Origin of the sequence: Alicyclobacillus shizuokensis NBRC 103103 (assembly GCF_001552255.1) — a bacterium.
In the GTDB taxonomy this organism is placed as follows: Bacteria; Bacillota; Bacilli; order Alicyclobacillales; family Alicyclobacillaceae; genus Alicyclobacillus_G; species Alicyclobacillus_G shizuokensis.
In genome coordinates, this window is record NZ_BCQV01000011.1 from 52733 (window position 1) to 70857 (window position 18125).

Annotated in this window: 20 protein-coding genes; 4 read left to right on the forward strand and 16 right to left on the reverse strand. The window is 62.9% G+C overall.

Translation table 11 applies throughout. The annotated features are described in order from the left end of the window. Positions 1-49: 49 nt before the first annotated feature. The 16 genes from ASH01S_RS05895 to ASH01S_RS05970 form a co-directional block, all read right to left on the reverse strand. The gene (locus tag ASH01S_RS05895) at positions 50-574 is read right to left on the reverse strand and encodes a (2Fe-2S)-binding protein (RefSeq protein ID WP_067925046.1); all 525 of its coding nucleotides are present in this window, start codon (positions 572-574) and stop codon (positions 50-52) included. A gap of 1 nt (position 575) precedes the next feature. Further along, a complete protein-coding gene (locus ASH01S_RS05900) occupies positions 576-2939 on the reverse strand; it encodes a xanthine dehydrogenase family protein molybdopterin-binding subunit (RefSeq protein ID WP_067925049.1) in 2364 nt (787 codons plus the stop codon). Then, on the reverse strand, positions 2932-3822 hold the full coding sequence (locus ASH01S_RS05905; RefSeq protein ID WP_067925052.1) for an FAD binding domain-containing protein: 891 nt from the start codon (positions 3820-3822) through the stop codon (positions 2932-2934). Before ASH01S_RS05905 ends, ASH01S_RS05900 begins: the two co-directional genes overlap by 8 nt. Further along, the gene (locus ASH01S_RS05910; RefSeq protein ID WP_067925053.1) at positions 3819-4283 is read right to left on the reverse strand and encodes an SRPBCC family protein; all 465 of its coding nucleotides are present in this window, start codon (positions 4281-4283) and stop codon (positions 3819-3821) included. The genes ASH01S_RS05905 and ASH01S_RS05910 overlap by 4 nt, the downstream gene beginning before the upstream one ends. After that, the gene (locus tag ASH01S_RS05915; RefSeq protein WP_067925054.1) at positions 4256-4996 is read right to left on the reverse strand and encodes a cyclase family protein; all 741 of its coding nucleotides are present in this window, start codon (positions 4994-4996) and stop codon (positions 4256-4258) included. The genes ASH01S_RS05910 and ASH01S_RS05915 overlap by 28 nt, the downstream gene beginning before the upstream one ends. A gap of 66 nt (positions 4997-5062) precedes the next feature. After that, entirely contained in the window at positions 5063-5752 is a 690-nt protein-coding gene (locus ASH01S_RS05920; protein WP_067925056.1) for an RraA family protein, read from the reverse strand. A gap of 424 nt (positions 5753-6176) precedes the next feature. After that, entirely contained in the window at positions 6177-7802 is a 1626-nt protein-coding gene (gene groL / locus ASH01S_RS05925; protein ID WP_067925059.1) for a chaperonin GroEL, read from the reverse strand. Positions 7803-7859: 57 nt separating this feature from the next. Further along, entirely contained in the window at positions 7860-8168 is a 309-nt protein-coding gene (groES, locus tag ASH01S_RS05930; RefSeq protein WP_067925062.1) for a co-chaperone GroES, read from the reverse strand. Between the two features lie 248 nt (positions 8169-8416). Continuing rightward, the gene (locus ASH01S_RS05935) at positions 8417-9415 is read right to left on the reverse strand and encodes an amidohydrolase family protein (protein WP_281178199.1); all 999 of its coding nucleotides are present in this window, start codon (positions 9413-9415) and stop codon (positions 8417-8419) included. Continuing rightward, the gene (gene thmT / locus ASH01S_RS05940; RefSeq protein WP_067925069.1) at positions 9412-9603 is read right to left on the reverse strand and encodes a 2-hydroxymuconate tautomerase; all 192 of its coding nucleotides are present in this window, start codon (positions 9601-9603) and stop codon (positions 9412-9414) included. Before thmT ends, ASH01S_RS05935 begins: the two co-directional genes overlap by 4 nt. 28 nt (positions 9604-9631) lie before the next feature. Beyond that, the gene (locus tag ASH01S_RS05945) at positions 9632-10405 is read right to left on the reverse strand and encodes a 2-keto-4-pentenoate hydratase (RefSeq protein WP_067925072.1); all 774 of its coding nucleotides are present in this window, start codon (positions 10403-10405) and stop codon (positions 9632-9634) included. A 101-nt stretch (positions 10406-10506) separates the two neighbouring features. After that, positions 10507-11523 (reverse strand): 4-hydroxy-2-oxovalerate aldolase, encoded by a 1017-nt coding sequence (gene dmpG, locus ASH01S_RS05950; RefSeq protein WP_067925074.1) that lies wholly within the window; start codon positions 11521-11523, stop codon positions 10507-10509. Between the two features lie 6 nt (positions 11524-11529). Next, positions 11530-12417, reverse strand: coding sequence for an acetaldehyde dehydrogenase (acetylating) (locus ASH01S_RS05955; protein WP_067925076.1), 888 nt, complete (start codon positions 12415-12417; stop codon positions 11530-11532). After that, positions 12414-13259: a 2-keto-4-pentenoate hydratase gene (locus tag ASH01S_RS05960; RefSeq protein WP_067925079.1), complete on the reverse strand. Its 846-nt coding sequence runs from the start codon at positions 13257-13259 to the stop codon at positions 12414-12416. Before ASH01S_RS05960 ends, ASH01S_RS05955 begins: the two co-directional genes overlap by 4 nt. A gap of 42 nt (positions 13260-13301) precedes the next feature. Continuing rightward, positions 13302-14738, reverse strand: coding sequence for an aldehyde dehydrogenase (locus tag ASH01S_RS05965; RefSeq protein WP_157067015.1), 1437 nt, complete (start codon positions 14736-14738; stop codon positions 13302-13304). A gap of 71 nt (positions 14739-14809) precedes the next feature. Next, a complete protein-coding gene (locus tag ASH01S_RS05970; protein ID WP_067925085.1) occupies positions 14810-15616 on the reverse strand; it encodes a DODA-type extradiol aromatic ring-opening family dioxygenase in 807 nt (268 codons plus the stop codon). 308 nt (positions 15617-15924) lie between these two features. On the opposite strand from ASH01S_RS05970, the gene ASH01S_RS05975 reads away from it, so the two are divergent. The 4 genes from ASH01S_RS05975 to ASH01S_RS05990 all read left to right on the forward strand — a co-directional run. Continuing rightward, positions 15925-16722, forward strand: a complete 798-nt coding sequence (locus ASH01S_RS05975; RefSeq protein ID WP_067925087.1) for a hypothetical protein — start codon at positions 15925-15927, stop codon at positions 16720-16722. 3 nt (positions 16723-16725) lie between these two features. Further along, positions 16726-17121, forward strand: a complete 396-nt coding sequence (locus tag ASH01S_RS05980; protein WP_067925092.1) for a GntR family transcriptional regulator — start codon at positions 16726-16728, stop codon at positions 17119-17121. Further along, positions 17118-17858 carry an ABC transporter ATP-binding protein gene (locus ASH01S_RS05985; protein ID WP_245628947.1) on the forward strand — a complete coding sequence of 247 codons (741 nt, stop codon included), beginning with the start codon at positions 17118-17120 and terminating at the stop codon, positions 17856-17858. The genes ASH01S_RS05980 and ASH01S_RS05985 overlap by 4 nt, the downstream gene beginning before the upstream one ends. A 44-nt stretch (positions 17859-17902) precedes the next feature. Continuing rightward, positions 17903-18125, forward strand: a 223-nt coding sequence (locus ASH01S_RS05990) for a helix-turn-helix domain-containing protein (protein ID WP_157067016.1), incomplete at its 3' end; no start/stop codon positions are given.

The window sequence follows — 18125 nt, forward strand, 5'->3', positions numbered from 1 at the left end:
TGTACGACTCGTCTACAAGCGGCGAGTCGTACAGGGAACACGTCTTGGCCTAGCGCTGCGCCATGATAGCAGTCGCTGGAGTATTTCCAGCCGCTGTCTGGGCGCGCAGCTTCTCCGCCGCCCGATGCACAGCGGCAATGATCTCCGGGTACGCCGCGCAGCGGCAGAGGTTTCCGGACATGTAGTGCTTGATCTCCTCATCCGTCGGGTCCGGATTCTCCTGCAGCAACTGCGTCGCCATCATGATCATGCCAGGGGTGCAGAACCCGCACTGAAACCCTTCGCACTCCACGAACGCCTCCTGCACGGGCGACAATTGATTGAGCGTCCCCAGTCCCTCGACCGTCTGGACGTCGCAGCCGTCCACCAACACCGCCAGATATAGACAGCCCGAAACGGCCCGGCCGTCCACATTCACGGTGCAGCACCCACACAATCCCTGGCCGCAGCTTTCGCGTACACTGTACATCTGGAACCCGCGGCGCAGAGCCTCCACCAGGGTCTCGTACGGCTGCACCGCCAATTCCACCGGCCGTCCGTTCAACCGAAAGCGAATCGTCTGCAGTTCGGCCATCTCACGCATCCCCCCATACCCTGCCTTGCTGTTCTCGAAGCGCCCGGAGCACCCGTTCCGGTGTGAGCGGGGTTTCATAGATGCGCACCCCGACGGCGTCATACACCGCATTCGCCACGGCTGGCGACAGGCCTAGTGAACCAGTCTCGCCGATGCCCTTGGCGCCAAAGGGGCCATTGCGGTGCGGAACCTCCACGATGCTGACCTCGTTCTGCTCCGGCAGGTCCCAAAAGCCTGGGATCTTGTAGTCGGCCATGCTGGCGTTGACGACCTGCCCCTCATCGAACACCATCTCTTCAAAGAGGGTGAAACCCATCTGCATAAAGGAGGCACCCGAAAGCTGACGCTTCACAATGCCGGGATTGATGGCCTTGCCGCAGTCCCCCACCGTCACCAGCCGCACAATGCGCACCTTGCCGGTCTCTGTGTCAACTTCCACTTCGACCCCACTGCCGCCGACCATCCAGTACGGGGTGATGTGGTCCGACATTCCAGTGGTGGCATCCGGCTTTTTGTAGTAGGGGAAATAGGAGCCGACCCCGAGCACGTTGCCCGCTTGCATGCCAAACCGTCTCGCCAAAATGTCCCCGTAAGTGAAGAACGATCCGTCGGGCGCTGCCACCCCGCCGTCTTGCACAGCCAGGGCTTCAGGGGCAAACCCGGTCTGCTCAGCGCACAGGGCCACCATCTGTCTTTTCGCGTCCTCGGCCGCCAAACGAACCGCGTTGCCCATGTGGAACGTGGATCGCGATCCGAGAGTGGCCATGTCGTAGGGCGTCACTTCCGTATCCGGGTGAATCACCCGCACGGACTCGGCTTCAAGGCCTAGGACGTCCGCCGCTATCTGCGCCATCGCAGTGTCCGAGCCTTGCCCCATGTCCACCGTGCCGCAATACACTCCGCAGCTTCCGTCACTGTACAGATTGACAAACGCCACCGAGGTGGTGGGTGATACGGCCGCCTTGATGCCGATGGCGAGACCGCGGCCGCGGCGAATGGGTCCGGATCCGTGATCAAACGGTTCATCCCACCTCATCTTACGGGCGAGTTCCTCTAGCACCTCGACCGTCCCCACGTCCTCCATCACCGTACCAGTGGCGTGCGGGCGGCCGTTGCGCAGGATGTTTTTGCGCCGGAACTCCAACGGATCGATTCCGAGTTCGCGCGCGATGATGTCCGCTTGGCTCTCGTACGCCCACACCAGCTGCGGAATCCCGAAGCCGCGCAGGGCGCCGGCCGGAGGCAGGTTGGTGTAGACGGCGTAGGAGTCCAGGCTTACCGCTTCGATGTCATACGGGCCTGCGGCCGTGAACCCGGACTTCTGCGTCACGCGGGGCCCAATGTCGGCATACGCCCCGCCGTTCCACCATGTCTTGCAGTCGCGGGCGACAATGCGCCCGTCGTTCGTGACCCCGGTGCGGATGGTCACCGTCGCCGCGTGGCGGGTGATAGTGTAGAACTGCTCCTCCATGGTCAGGCTGAGGCGCACGGGGCGCTGCGTGATGAGGGCCAGCGCCGCCACCAAGGCCTCCAGCTTGATGTACAGCTTGGCACCGAATCCACCGCCGAGATAAGCCGTACGGACGCGCACCTTGTTCTCCGGCCAGCCAAGCAGCCGCGCCACCTCGATGCGCACGAACGAAGGGCTCTGCGAAGCGGTATGGATAAGCAGGTTGCCGGTGTCCGTCAGTTGCGCGAGGGTCACTATCGGTTCCAGTGGCAGGTGGCTGACCTGCTGGCTGCGGAAAGTATGTTCAAACACGCGGTCCGCCTTCGCAAACGCTGCGTCTAAGTCCCCGTTGCGCAGGTGGTACTCCATCGACACGTTCGTCTTGGCCCGCGGTTGGAGCGTCTTTAGGTCAGCGAACGTCCCGGCCGGCCGAATCACGTCGTGAACGAAGGTCGTTTCGGATTTCGCGGACTCGACCTCGTGAAAGAGGGGCTCAAGCTCCTCATAGTCAATCTCCACCAAATCAGTCGCCCTATCTGCCACATGCACGTCCGTCGCCAGCACCACCGCCACCGGCTCGCCGACATGGCGCACCTTGTCCAGGGCGAGGATGGGCTGGTCGTGAAATGCCGGTCCATAGTACGGATCGGGAATCACCTTGAGGATGTCCTCGCCGGTGATGACGTCGTACACGCCCGGCAACTCTTTGGCCTCCTGGGTGTCGATGCCGCGGATGCGCGCGTGGGCGATGGTGCTGCGGACCACCTTGGCATGCAGCATCCCGGGGACCTCCAGGTTGTGGATGTACTCCGCCCGGCCTGTCACCTTCGCTTGGCTCTCCAGCCGCTTGACCGCACGGCCCACCTGTCCTTGCTCCGTGCCCGCCGGGACGCCAGACTCCAGCACCTTACTCATGCGCCACCCCTCCGTTCCTGGTGCGCGCCGCAAGTGCCTGTTCCAGGGCACGGCGCACACACACCTTGACGATTTCACGTTTGTACCCGGACGAACCCCGAATGTCCGCAAGTGGGTGAACGCCTGCCGCAGCCAGCTCGGCCGCTTCTTCGAACGCCTCCGCGGCAGGGCGCCGCCCACGCAGAAACGACTCCACCCCAGTCAGCCGCACCGGTCTCTCGGTGGCGGCGCTGACCGCCACCCGCGCCTCGGCGACAACCCCGCCTTGCATCCGGACAAACGCGGCGACACCGCACATCGGCCAGTCGTCGGCCGACAACGCCGTGTATTTCAGATACGTTCCGCTCAACCCGTTCGGCAAAGCGGGCACCACCACGTCAGTGATCAGTTCACTCGGGTTAAGCACGGTGGTGTAATATCCGGTGAGAAACTCAGGCAGCGCCACCTCACGTTCGCCTGCCTGGCCCGAAATTCGCACACGGGCGTCCAACGCCATCAAAATGGGCGGCAGATCCATGTGCGGGTCCCCGTGCGCCAGGTGCCCGCCAACGGTCGCCACGTTTCGCACACGCACATTGGACAGCGTTTGCATCGCCTGGGTGATGACCGGAGTAAACTCGGCCACCACGGGTGAGCGCTCGACGTCGCGCAAGGATGCCAGAGGCCCCAGGTGCAGGTCGCCTGCGTCGTCCAGCCGGATGCCGCTGAGCGACGGCTTCAGCCGCTGCAAGCTGACCAGTGTATGGGGAGTGAACACTTTTGACTTCATCATTAGCATCAGGGCCGTGCCGCCGGCCACCGGTCGCACGGACGGATCGTCCGTGTTCAACAGCGACAAGGCCTCCTCCAGCGTCTCGGGCTGTAGCAGTTGAAACGGATTCATGACCGTGCCTCCTGAGGGTGTGTGAGCGCGGTCCTCAGATTTTCGGCAAACAGGTTCCCCATTTCTTCACATTTAGCACGAAAGACGGACTGCCCGATGCCGCCCAGCTTGCCGGTGATGGTCTGATCCAGCACGTAGTCAATGCGTGTGGTCTGGTCATCCACGGCAGACACCATCAATTCGACATTGCCGGTGAGTTTGCCGGCCAGAGCCTTCGGCTTGCCGTCCACCACGGCCTTCAAGGAGGTGGGTTCGTTCACCTCAGTCAGTCGGACCATGACGTCAAATTTCATCTTCAAAAAAGCGACTTCCACCTCAAGAATGGCACTGTACCTGCCATCGCCCAGGTCGGTGAGTCGGCTGCAGCCAGGAATGCACTGAGCCAACCGCTCTGGGGTGCTGACAAAGGCGAACACCTCGTTCTGGGGGCAGGCTACGTCAAACTGATTAGATACCTGCATGTTTCAAGGTCCTCCTCTTCCAACAGAATGGCAGCGGCGCGAGTTGGTCCGGCGGTACCGCCGGTGATTTTCAGCGGCAGGCCCATGTACCAGAACTGGCGCCCGGCTACCTGGCTCAGGTCGCCCAAGTTCTCGGTGTTGAGAATGCCGCGCTCGCGACAAACCGTGTGCGCAGGCTTCCACTCGTCTCCCTTGTGGGGTTCGACGTCGACACTGGCGCAGTCGATACCGATGTTGATGACGCCCCTGTCCGCCAGCCACTCTGTCGCAGCCCGGTCCAGCCCCGGATGAGCGTGGCCGTAGGCGGGCTTGGGAAACGTGCGGCCGTAGTGGCCCGTATAGAGCAAAACCACCTTGGGCGAGAACGGCCCAGAAAACTCGACTCGCGCTCGTTCCGCCGCCTCCTCCAACATGGCAACGGTGATGAATTCCGCTGGTTTGGCCACGCTCACGTCCAGGCACACCGCCAAACCCTGGAACATCTCGAGTGGCAGCTCGTGAATCGCCTTCGCCTTTGGGCTAGGGTCCATGTGTTGGAAGGAGTCCGTGTGCGTCGCACAATGATCGGACAGGAACAGCGCGTTGATGGCGAATGTCCACTGCCCATTCGGGAGTTGCTGCACAGATTTCAAACGGTGCACCACTGTCGGTTGATGCCCCCGGTACACGGGGGATCCGCTGAATATTTCCTGAGATAAATCGATGATAAGCACTCGTATCCCCCCTTCGACCAACTCAGGCTCCGAGTACAGTCGACACAAGCGACCCGACTCGGGGGCTCACTTGGAGCCCAGGATGTGCGCCTCCTCCTCAATCAGCTCTCGCAACCGGCGATCCACCTCACGCAGGACGTCCGCGGGGACAAAGCAGATGCCGCTGTCGTCGGCAACGACGATGTCTCCGGGAAGCACCTGCACATCGTGCAGGCGGATGGGCACGTTGATACCGACTCCCTGCAGCCGAGCCCGCCCGGTCGTCGGCGTGACGCCACGCGACCACACCGGAAACCGCAGGTCCGCCAGCTGGTCCACGTCACGGACAGCCCCGTCTACAATGATTCCGGCAATACCGCACTCCACCGCGCGATGGGCAGCAAGACCGCCGAAAACGGAGTATTGACCAATCCCGTCGCCTGCGATGACCAACACGTCTCCCGAAGACGTCAGCTCCATCGCCGACTTGTGAATGAGCCCATCACCCGCCAGCTCGTGCGACCGGCGTTCCGGCAAATACTGCAGGGTGACAGCCCGACCCACCACACGGGATCCCGGCAGCCGTGACGGGATGCAGGTGGCCGGGACGGAAAGTCTGTAGCCCAACTCGTCCAGTATGTCGGACACGTTGGACGACAGCCCAGGAATGTTGCGCCACCCCGCCGCCACACTCCAATCTACTGACGGAAGCTCACCCACCTGCGCCGGCCTGGACTTGCCAATCGCCGCCCGCGGTTGTCTGTCATGTTGTGTCATCATGTGTCCCTCCCGCAGATGGAAATTCTTGTACAAATCTTCAAGGCGACCCACGGCATTCCCGTCACAGCCTTGACTGTGGCGCTCACTGAAAAAACGTGGGTGGCCCTAGCATCGTCACCCCCGACTCATCACAACGAATTTGTTGTTACATAGTTGGTGCAACTAAGTTACATACATATTAACAACCATGAATCGGATAAATCAACAGAGTTTTTTTCGTTGGCAGAGGGTTTGTGGAAAGGAATGAGTTCACGAGGGCATGCCTAGCAGCAATAGCGTGGAAACAATGGGAGAGATCATAAAGACAATTGAAGTGGTCTATGAAGACACAAAACGGGCCCGAGCGCCGGGGACAAGGATGCGTGCCCTCCCTTCCCCATGGCCGCGCTGCGGGCCCGCTTCCACACTACCGTTGGATGGGTCACATATCGAAGTCGTCCATCCCGCCGCCGGGATTGCTGGGTGCGGGCTTTTCCTTCTCCGGTTTGTCGGCCACGACTGCCTCGGTGGTCAGGAACATCGCGGCGACGCTGGCCGCGTTCTGCAGGGCAGAGCGCGTGACTTTAGCCGGATCGACAATGCCAGCCTGCATCATGTCCACCCACTCACCGGTGGCAGCGTTGTACCCGACTCCCTTCGGCTCCTTCTTCAGGCGCTCCACAACCACCGAACCCTCGACACCCGCGTTCTCGGCAATCTGGCGGACGGGGGCTTCCAGCGCTTTGCGGACCAGGTTGACCCCGGTCAACTCGTCCTCCTTCGCCTGGATGCCATCAAGCGCCGAGATGGCGTTGACCAAAGCCGTCCCGCCGCCGGCGACGATGCCTTCCTCGACGGCCGCCCGGGTCGCGTTGAGCGCGTCCTCCATGCGCAGCTTCTTCTCCTTCAACTCCGTCTCCGTGGCGGCCCCTACCTTGATAACCGCGACGCCGCCGGAGAGTTTGGCCAGTCGCTCCTGCAGCTTCTCGCGGTCGAAATCGGACGTGGTCTCCTCAATCTGCACCTTGATCTGCTGAATGCGAGCGTCGATGTCCGCCTTTTGGCCGGCGCCGTCGACAATAATGGTGTTGTCTTTGTCGACCTTGACCTGGCGGGCCCGTCCGAGCTGATCGAGTTGCGTATTCTTCAGCTCCAGGCCAAGTTCTTCCGAAATCACCTGGCCGCCGGTCAGGATGGCGATATCCTGCAGCATCGCTTTGCGCCGATCGCCGAAGCCGGGGGCCTTGACGGCAACCGCGTTGAAAACCCCCCGCAGCTTGTTGACGACCAGGGTGGCCAGGGCCTCACCCTCGACATCCTCGGCAATCAGCAGCAGCGGTTTGCTGGTCTGCACCACCCGCTCCAGCACCGGCAGGATCTCCTGGATATTGCTCACCTTCTTGTCGGTGATGAGGATGTATGGATCCTCCAAAACGGCCTCCATCTTATCCTTGTCGCTGACCATGTAGGGGGAGATGTAGCCGCGGTCGAACTGCATGCCTTCCACCACCTCCAACTCGGTGGTGAAGCCTTTCGACTCTTCGACCGTGATGACGCCGTCCTTGCCGACCTTCTCCATGGCATCGGCAATCATCTCGCCGATTTCCTCTTCACCGGCGGAAATTCCGGCCACCTGCGCGATGTTGGCCCGGCCCGCCACCGGCTTGGCGACTTTCTTGATCTCCGCGACGGCCGCCTCAACCGCCTTCTCGACCCCTTTCTTCAGCACCATGGGGTTGGCGCCGGCCGCCACGTTTTTCAACCCCTCGCGAATCATCGCCTGGGCGAGAATGGTGGCGGTGGTGGTGCCGTCGCCGGCGACATCGTTGGTCTTGGTAGCCACCTCTTTGACCAGTTGGGCGCCCATCTTCTCGTACGGATCTTCCAGCTCAATCTCCTTGGCGATGGTGACACCGTCGTTGGTGATGAGCGGCGATCCGAACTTTTTCTCGAGCACTACATTGCGGCCTCGCGGGCCCAGCGTCACCTTAACGGCGTCAGCGAGAGCATCGACGCCGCGCATCATCGATCGCCTGGCATCCTCTTGGAACCTGATGATTTTTGCCATCTTTGTCCCTCCCGAAAACGCGTCTGCCAATCGACTGGATGGTTTCCTCTTACGGGGTTACGCCTGGACAATCGCGAGAATGTCGCTCTCGCGCAGGATGAGAAGTTCTTCGCCGTCCACCTTCACCTCGGTGCCGGCGTACTTGGAATACAGCACCCGGTCCCCGACCTTGACGTCCAACTCCACTCGTTTGCCATCCTCCAAACGTCCGGGACCCACCGCAATCACCTCGGCCTCCTGGGGCTTCTCCTTGGCCGTGTCCGGGAGCACAATGCCGCTGGCCGTCTTTTCCTCCCGTTCCACCGGGCGCACCACAACCCGGTCGGCAAGCGGGCGAAGCGAGTGCTTGGTGACTGTTGCGCTCATACCCCAACCTCCAATTCCAACGTTTATTAGCACTCTGTACACTTGAGTGCTAAACCCAACTTACATCATAGGGATAACGGCACAGCGGATGCAAGCCGCGCGCGGAGAAGTTTGAGCCCGCGCGACCAGGGTTGCACCCGCTTGATGGAGTTTATTGCGATTATTGCGTCTATCCGCCGCTTCTTGCCGAAAAACCGGAGTCCTTTCACAGGGCATGAGCATACACCTGGAAGACGTTTTCTCCGGTTTCATTCCCGTGTGCGAAGCTGTCGGTGGGCGAGCCCGAGAAAAGCGGCCGCGTCGGCCTGGGCAGCCGCCGGCGGCCACGCGCACAGGTCAAAGGGAAAATCGGAGCCGGGCAACACGCGCTCGGCCCCCGCCACTTCCAGCAGCAACCGAGCGGACCGCGGATCCCACAGGACATTGTCGTAATAGAACCTGCGCAAGTAGTCGGACGGCCGCATCGACATCTCGGCCCGCACACCGGGCCAGACCTGCCAGCCTTGCTCCAAGCGGCCCATCTGGTACGGCAGGTAGCCGCCGCCATGCGCCAGCAGCCAACGGATACGCGGGTACCTGTCGAGAGTGCCGCTGAGCACCAAGTCGACCGCGCAGACGGTCGTCTCCCAGGGCACCCCAATCAGGTTGGGCATGCGCCGACGCTGAATGCGCGGGTCCGTGTTGAGCAGCGGATGGACAAACAACACGGCCCCGTGCGCATCGGCCGCTTCCAACAGGGGCCGAAACGCCTCGTCACCGAGCAGCCTCTCCCCACACCCAGGCCCGATGATGGCCCCCAGCAATCCGCAGCCCATCGCCCGCTCCAGTTCCTCAGCCGCCCACTCGGGGCGGTTGAGGGGCACCGTGGCCAGGGCGCTGAGCGCCTGTGGGTGCTCGCGCACCCAGGCGGCCAGGGCGTCGTTGTACACCCGCGCTCCCTCCGCTGTCACCTCAGGCTCCGACTCGTACAAAAACAACTGCGGCACCGGCGACACGAGCGAATGCACAACCCCGGCGGCGCGCTGCGCGTCCAGATAGACGCCGGGGTCGACAAACTCCGGTTTCAATTCGAACGCCCACTTGCCGTTGACGGTGAGAAACGGCGCCTTGCCTGGCGTGCGCTGTTCCCACTGCGCCTCTACACGACGCTCCGCACGCAGCCACTCCATTTCCGCTGCCGGGATGAAATGGGTATGTACGTCGTATGGCGCACGGTCGGCCGAGCTACCCAGTCCTCCCGTACTCACGGCTCTCGCTCCGACAGCGGTTTGCCGCCAACCGCCCAGTGTTGTTTCGGCAGCTCATGGAGCAGCACCCGAATCGATTCGCGCGGACTACCCAAAGCCCGGTGCACCGCCTCGGTCACCTCGGTGATCAGTTGGCGCTTGACAGCTTCGGATCGACCCTCGACAATGTGCAGCTGGATGAGCGGCATGCGACTTCCTCCTCGCTTCACAATGGTTTCAGTCGTAGACATTCAGGCGCAGCTCGCCCAGGCCGTCAAAATCCACAACCACCTCGTCGCCACGGTGCAGGTGAATCGCTTCGGTGATGCCTCCGGTCAGCACCACCATCCCCGGTTCAACCGCTTGCCCGACTTGGGCCAGCATGCGTGCCAACTGCACGACCGCCCGCACGGGGTGGCCAAGCACCGCTGCTCCCGCGCCGGTCTGCTTGACCTCACCGTTCTGGCGCACCGCCACACCGACCTCGTCCCACGCGCAGTGATACGGAGAATACGCCCGATCCGCCAACAAAAAGCGGGCAAACGAGGCGTTGTCCGCCACCACGTCGACCAACGTGAAGGAGAAATCGCGGTAGCGGCTGTCGATGATTTCCACCGCCGGCATCACGCACTCGGTCGCCAACCACACATCCCGGGCGGTCACCTGCGGACCGGCGAGACGGTGTTTGAACACGAACGCCAGCTCTGGCTCCACCCGCGGGTGGATGAGACCGGTCAGCGACAGCTTGCCGTCGGTCATCTCCCGGGAACCAAACAGCCGGCCGTATATCGGTTCTTCAACCCCGACCGACAGCTGCTTGGCGCGGCTGGTCAGTCCCATCTTCCAGCCCGCCAGGACGTCGCCCTCAGACACGGCTCTCTCCGCATTCAAACGCTGTATTTCGTACGCGTCAGCGACCGTCAGTCCGGAGTACCGCTGCGTCAATTTTTCCATCTCGGCGGCATTGGCTTGGTGCCGCCACACTTCTTCGGCAATCGCCCGCAAGTCCATCGTCCGCTCCCTCCCTTACCTATGATGGATTCGCGCTCAGCGCCGGCAAGCGCTTCGGCCCAACCGGCCGCTTCGCCCCCGGACGGAGCGCGTGGATGGACTCACTTGTGTGCGGCCAGTTCCACCGCCACGTCCACAATCATGTCCTCCTGGCCGCCGACTACCTTGCGCTTGCCCAATTCCACCAAGATGTCGCGCGCGTCAACGCCAAACCGCTGAGCGGCGCGCTCCGCGTGCAGCAAAAAGCTCGAATAGACGCCCGCGTAGCCCAAAGTCAGGCTGGCCCTGTCGGTGCGCACCGGCCGGCTGATGCGCGGCCCCAGCACGTCCTCGGCCGCGTCCATGGCGGCGTACAGGTTGACTCCGGTCTCGATGCCCGACTTTTCACAGGCCGCGATGAACACCTCCAGCGGCGTGTTACCCGCGCCCGCTCCCAGCCCGGCGAGACTGGCGTCGATGCGCACCGCCCCGGCGCGAATGGCGGCCAAGGTGTTGGCCACGGAGCAGCCCAGGTTGTTATGCGCGTGGAATCCGACCTGCACCTCGCTTGGCAGGGCGTCGCGAAGAGCCGACACCTTTTCCGTCACCTCGTCCATCAACATCGCGCCCGCCGAGTCGACGATATAGACGCAGTGCGCGCCGTAGCTGGCCATCTTCTTCGCTTCCTCCACCAAGACCGGCGTCTCGGTCATGTGCGAGAGCATCAAGAACCCGACCACATCCAGCCCCAGCGATCGCGCCTCCCGGATGTGCTGTTCCGAGATATCCGCCTCTGTCGAGTGGGTGGCTACGCGCACCGCGCGAATGCCACAGGCGACGGCGCGCTTGAGGTGTTCGACCGTGCCAATCCCCGGCAGGAGCAGTGCCGCCACCTTGGTGTGCGGAGCCGCTTCGCAGACCGCCCGCAGGTAGGCCTCCTCGTCTTCCTTGGCAAACCCGTACTGGATCGAACTGCCGCCGAGTCCGTCGCCGTGCGTCGCTTCAATCAATGCCACGCCGGTGTTATCAAGGGCGCTGGCAATCGCCCGCGCGTCGTCGAGGCTGAACTGGTGACGCACCGCGTGCATCCCGTCACGCAGCGTCACGTCCGTCACGGAGATCCGCCGTACCTCTGCCATCGTGGCTCACCCCTTCACCACAGACAACCGGTGCTTGGCGTATTCTTCGCCAAACTTCACGGCCGCCGCGGTCATGATGTCGAGATTACCCGCATACACCGGCAGGTAATCGCCCAGCCCTTCGACTTCGATGGACACGCTGACCACGCGGCCGTCGAGGATGGGCTCCCGGTTCAAACGATAACCGGGAACGTAGGTCTGCACGTGCCGGACCATGCTTTCAATCGATTCGCGGACGCGGTCAAACACGTCCGGGGCTGGATCGTCAATCACGCAATAGATGGTGTCGCGCATCAGGATGGGCGGATTGGCCGGATTGAGGATAATGATGGCCTTGCCCTTGCGCGCCTGCCCGATAACCTCCAGCGCCTTCCCTGTAGTCTCCGTAAATTCGTCGATATTCTGACGTGTTCCGGGACCGGCGGAACGGCTGGAGATGGTCGCAACAATCTCCGCATACTCCACCCCAATCACACGGCTGACCGCGTAGACAATCGGCACCGTCGCCTGCCCGCCGCAGGTGACCATGTTGACGTTGGGCGAGTCCAGGTGCTCCGCCAGATTGACCGCGGCAATGACGTACGGGCCGCGCGCCGCAGGTGTCAGGTCGATGGCCTGTATCCCCGCCTCGCGCAGGAGCTTGGCGTGACGCACGTGCGCCTTGGCGCTGGTGGCGTCAAACACCACGTCCGGCCGCACCCCCGCATCCAGCACCGCCTTGAGCCCCTCCGCCGAGGTTTCCAATCCGGCGTCACGGGCCCGGCGCAGTCCGTCCGACTCCGGGTCTATTCCAATCATCCAACGCGGCTCCAACCAGTCGCTGCGGAGCAATTTCACCATCAAGTCGGTGCCGATGTTGCCAGAACCGACAATCGCCGCCGTCAACTTGCTCATGGCAGCACCTCTCCCTTCGCTTCCACCCGCGCGAGTCCGGCCGCTTGCGGCTCGCCGATGGTGATGTCGACGCGGCCCAGCCGACCAAAGGAAACCGACACCCTGTCCCCCGGCCGTACCGGCACCGCGGCGCTGATGGCCCCCGACAGGACCACGTCTCCGGCGCGCATGGTGGTGCCCAGGCTTGTCAACGTGTTGGCCAGCCAGGCCACGGCCCGCGCCGGGTGTCCGAGCACCGCGGCGCCCGCGCCGGTCTGAACAATCTCACCGTTGACCCGGAGCACCCCGCCGACACCCGCCAGATTGCGGCCCGTTACCGGCGTCGCCATCTCACCCAGGGCAAAACACCCGGAGGACGCGTTGTCGGCGATGGTGTCCGCCAGCTGAATCCGCCAATCGGCTATCCGGCTGTCGATGATCTCAATCGCCGGCAGCACGTAATCGGTGGCCGCCAGCACGTCCTGCACCGTGACGTCTCGCCCGTCCAAGTCCGACCTGAGCACGAAAGCCAATTCCGCCTCGACCTTGGGCTGCAGCAGCGGAAAATCGACCACCTGCCCAGTTCCGTAACGCATGGACCGCAGCAGGTGGCCAAAGTCCGGCTGATGCACGCCCAGCATCTCCTGCATCGGCCGGCTGGTCAAACCGACCTTGTAGCCGACCACCTCATCCCCATAGATGCGCTTGCGCTGGATGTTACGAATCTGTATCTGGTACGCCTGTTCCTGTGTCAGGTTCGGGTGTTCTGCCGTCAGGGGAGCGATGGGACGGCCGTACCGCTCCGCCTCCCAGAGGGCATCGGCCAGGGTTTCGGTCAGCCCGTCCCGCTTCGCGTCCGACATCTGTGACCACCTCCTGGATTCCGGTGCGGGCGCACCGCCCGCTCAAAGCTTCACGCAGACATTTTTCAGCTCGGAGTAGAACTCGAAGCTGTGGACCCCGCCCTCGCGACCGATGCCGCTCTCCTTCATGCCGCCAAAGGGCGTGCGCAGGTCGCGCAGGAACCAGGTATTGATCCAGATGATACCCGCCTCCAGCTCACCGGCCACCCGGTGCGCCCGCTTGAGATTGGTTGTCCATATGGTCGCGCTCAGACCGTAGTGCGTATCATTCGCGGCGGCGATGACCTCCTCCTCCGTATCGAACGGTTGAATCGTCACCACCGGGCCAAACACCTCTTGGCGCACGATTTCGCACGATTCGTCCACATCGACGATGATGGTCGGCTCGAGGAAGTACCCGCGCTGCATGTGCGCCGGCCGCTTGCCGCCGAGGACGATGCGGCAGCCCTGCGCCACCGCCCGCTCGATGAACCCTTCCACGCGCGCCAGGTGCTCCTCGCTGACCAGGGCACCCACATCCGTCGCGGGATCGAACGGATCGCCCACGCGCAGCTGCGCCGCGCGGTCAACAAACTTCGCCACAAACTCCTCGTACAGCGGCCGCTCCACATAAATGCGCGATCCGCACAGGCACACCTCTCCCTGGTTGCTGAACGACGAGCGCAGGCTGACCGTGATGGCGTCCTCGAGGTCGGCGTCGGCGAAGATGATGTTGGGGTTCTTGCCGCCCAGTTCAAACGACAGCCGCTTGAGCGATCCGGCGGCGGCCCGCATCACCGCTTTGCCGGTGGTGGTCTCGCCCGTCAGGGAGATCAGGTTTACATCCGGGTGCTCGGTCAAAAAGGAGCCCGCAGCGTCCGGGCCAAACCCGTGCACAACGTTCAACACCCCGTCGGGTAGCCCGGCCTCCTTGGCGATTTCCGCCAACTTGGCGGCTGTCGTCGGCGTCAGTTCGGCCGGCTTGATGACGCACGTGTTGCCGGCCGCCAGACAGGGGGCGACCTTCCAGGTCAACAGCAGCAGCGGCAGGTTCCAGGGCGAGATGAGCCCGGCCACCCCGACCGGCCGGCGCAGCGCGTAATTGAGCGCCACCCCGTCCGTCTCGAAGCACTCGGTGCCCAATCCCTTGACGAAATCGGCGAAGAAGCGAAAGTTGGCCGCCGCACGGGGGATGTCGAGCGTCTTCGAGAGGGACAGAGGTTTGCCCGTGTCCAGCGTCTCCAGGCGGGCCAGTTCGTCCAGGCGCTGTTCAATCAGGTCGGCCATGCGGTTCAAGACGGCCGCCCGCTCCTGGGCTGGGGTTTTGCCCCAGCTGCGGAAGGCGTTTCGGGCCGCCAGAACCGCGCGGTTGATCTCCTCCCGGCCCCCTTCCGCCACCTGGCTGATGACCTCGCCGGTGGCCGGGTTGACGTTGTCAAACGTGCGGCCGGACTGCGACTCCACAAACTGGCCGTCGATGAAATGCAAAATCTTTTCCATACAGGTTCCCCTCTCCATCTCCTAGTCTGGTTGTCAGTCACATGCCGGTACAATGGTCTTGTTGACGCAGCCTACGCCACCGGGTGCAGGGTCAACACCGGATTTCCCGATCCGGACGAAGGACCGTACCCGTGCAACACCCCTTTGTACTTGCCCTGGAGGACGCCGAGCAACATGGCGACGTGGCGACCGCCCGCCTCCAAGGTGGCGGCGCGCGCGTACGAGGGCAGCATCTCCCCCGCCGCCTCCAGGTCCCCTTCCACCAAGCGCTGGCAGAACTCTTTGTCCAGCGCCTGCTCCGTCCGGTTGGGCCAGTTGTGCGCTCCCCGGCGCAGGTTGTGGGCCAAGGCGCCGCTGGCCACAAACACGGTGCGCAGCGTCGATTCGCGCAGCACCTGCCCGATGACCCGCCCCCACTCTTGCGTTTCAGCCAGCGAGGCGGCCCAGCAGACCGACAGATCGACCACCGGAATCTTGCGCCGCGGCAACAGATAGCGCAGCGGCACCACCGTGCCATAATCCCAGATGTACGAGGGGTCGTCAATGCCGACAATGGGCAGCCCTTGTGCCTTCCCGGCCGCGACGAGTTGCTGGGCCAGTTCAGGGTGGCCTGGATAATCGTACGGGACATCGCTGATAAGATCCGGACATTCGACGGCCGTCAGCACCCCCGTGTGGCGCGCGCCCGCGTCCACGTAGTGCTCGAAACTGGACATCCAGTGGCAGGACACCAACACCATCACGTCCGCCTCCACCTGCTCGATGATCTCGGCCGTCTTGCGCATGGCCTCCACCATCGGACGCTGAAACTCGGGGATCTTGTCCTCGTGGCAAATGCGCGGGGTGTGAGGCGAAATCATGGCCAACTCGAGACTCATCTATGGTCCCCTCCCGTTTTTCAAGTGGCGCCGCAAGGATGGGAAGACCGGGCGCCCGCCCCCGTCCTTCCCCCAGCACCACGATATGAATCCGTTTTCTGAGCCATCGTAGCACCAATGGAGTGAAGAGACTACAGGGCTGTTCCTGCGTGCGGAACACGCGGCAAGCGGGCGCGGATGTGATGCCCACATGCTCCTTGTGGGCCGCTTGACAAGGAGTGTTTTAGTGTACTATTGTTCTAGTACACCATTTCTCTAGGGCATGAGCCACCAACACCCCGTCATGCCAACCACGAGGGAGGATGCCTATGTCGTCTTGGTTGACCATCCTGCGCAAGGACCTGCGCCTGACCCGAAACAACGACCTCGTGTCGCTCATCGGCATCGTGGTCATAGAAAGCCTTCTCCTGTACCTGGCGTATCGCACACACGATGGAGGCGCCACAGCGCTGAGTCTGTCGCTTCTGCTGCTGCATGCGTTCTTTCTACCGATTTACGTGTACAGGAGCCTCGCGCGCGAGTGGCGCAAGACGTCGCCGTTGTGGCTGCACCTGCCGCAACCCGGATGGGCGCTGTTGGCGGCCAAGTTCACCAGCGGACTGATTCAGATGCTGATCTCCTTTTGCGTCACGGGTCTCGGAACCGTCTGGATTGTCGCCGTGGACGACCCACGCCTGAGAGCGCTCGTGCGCATCACCGATGTTCAGATATTCCATGCGGACCTAAAGTTGGCCAGCCTGTTGGCGGCCGCCGTGTTCGCCCTGGCCATCTACATGGCCGTCTGGGCGGCCTTGGTCTCGCTGGTGATGCAGGCCACCAGACATCAACTGGGCCGCTGGCGCTGGTTGGTCGGTCTGGGGATTGTGGGACTGGCCACCTGGGGTGTGGGCGCTCTCGAGAACTCCAAGTTGTACCACTGGCTGTCGGACTGGGGCCGATGGCCCATCACCCTCACCATGCCCAATAGCTGGGCACGGCCGGGGCATGGAGGGCACACCTGGACCCTGGTTCATCTGTATGCAGGGGACCTGCTGTGGTCTGTTGTGCTGCTGGCGGTGGTCTACGCCGTCTGCGCCTGGCTGCTGGACAAAAGGGTCGAGGTGTGAGCCATGGGTGATGACTTTCGCTCGTCGCAGCCCATCTATCTGCAATTGGCGGATAGAATCTGCCGGGAAATTGTCCGCGGAGACCGCAAGGCCGGCGACAAACTGCCGTCCGTCCGCGACATGGCGGTGGAGGCGGGCGTCAATCCCAATACCGTGCAGCGCGTATACGCGGAATTGGAGCGGATGCAGGTGGCGGAGACCCGGCGCGGACAGGGGACGTTTGTCACAGAGGACGTTGCGAGGTTGCGCGAACTGCGCGAAGAACTGATGCACGAACGAATCGCCTCATTTGTCAGAGACATGACGGAGATGGGCTTTCGCGCGGAGGAAATTGTCACCGGCGTGCGGGCTCACATGGAGCGGAGCCTGGACACTGCACAAGGAGGAAGAACGGAGTGAAGCCATCATCCATCATCCAATTGGAACAGGTGTCGAAGCGCTACCGCTTCCGGTACGCTGTGCGAGACCTCACCTTCTCGTTGCCGGCCGGGCGCATCATCGGCATGATTGGCGCCAACGGCAGCGGCAAATCGACGACGCTCAAGCTGATGGCCGGACTCATCCGCCCGAGCCGCGGCCGCGTGTACGTCTACGGTCAACCGGCAGAACGGCGCATCAGTCGCTGCGTTTCCTACATGTCGGATATGGACCCTCTGTATGGGTTCTATACGGCGGCCGAACTGATATCGTTCTACGAGCGCGTGTTCCCCGATTTTGACACCGCCAAGGCGCGCGAGATGCTCGAATTCATGAGCCTGCAACCGAACCAGCGGGCCGGGGATCTGTCCAAAGGGAACCTGGGGCGATTGAAGATGGTGCTCGCGTTGTCCCGCACGGCGCCCGTGGTGTTGATGGACGAACCGCTCTCCGGTCTCGATCCGCTGGTGCGGCAATCGATTCTGAAAGGGCTCTTGTCGTTTGTGGACCTGAGCCGGCAGACGCTCATTATGTCCACCCACGAGGTGGTGGAAATCGAGCCACTGCTCGATACCGCCGTGCTGATGGCCGACGGACACGTGCTGGACATCCGCGACATTGATGAGCTGAGAGAGGAGTGCGGACTGACACTGGTGGACTGGATGGCAGAGCGATTGTCAAGGCCCAGCACAGGCTATTTCGGCGCCAATCAGGCGTGATAGAATGGAGGCAAGCGCATTCATTACCGGGAGTGGTGGCGGCCATGCAGGGACAGACACCCGCGGATGGGCAGGAACCTGCACTCCGGTCTCTGACCACGGCGCTGCGCGTGCTGCAGTGTTTCTCCATGGAAGAGCCGGAACTGGGTGTGACCGAAATTGCGCTGCGGTTGGGGGTTGGCAAGAGCACCGTGCACCGGATCTTGACCACGCTCGAGCGCAACGGTTTCGTTCGCAAAGACGAAGCCACCCGCCGCTATCGGCTCC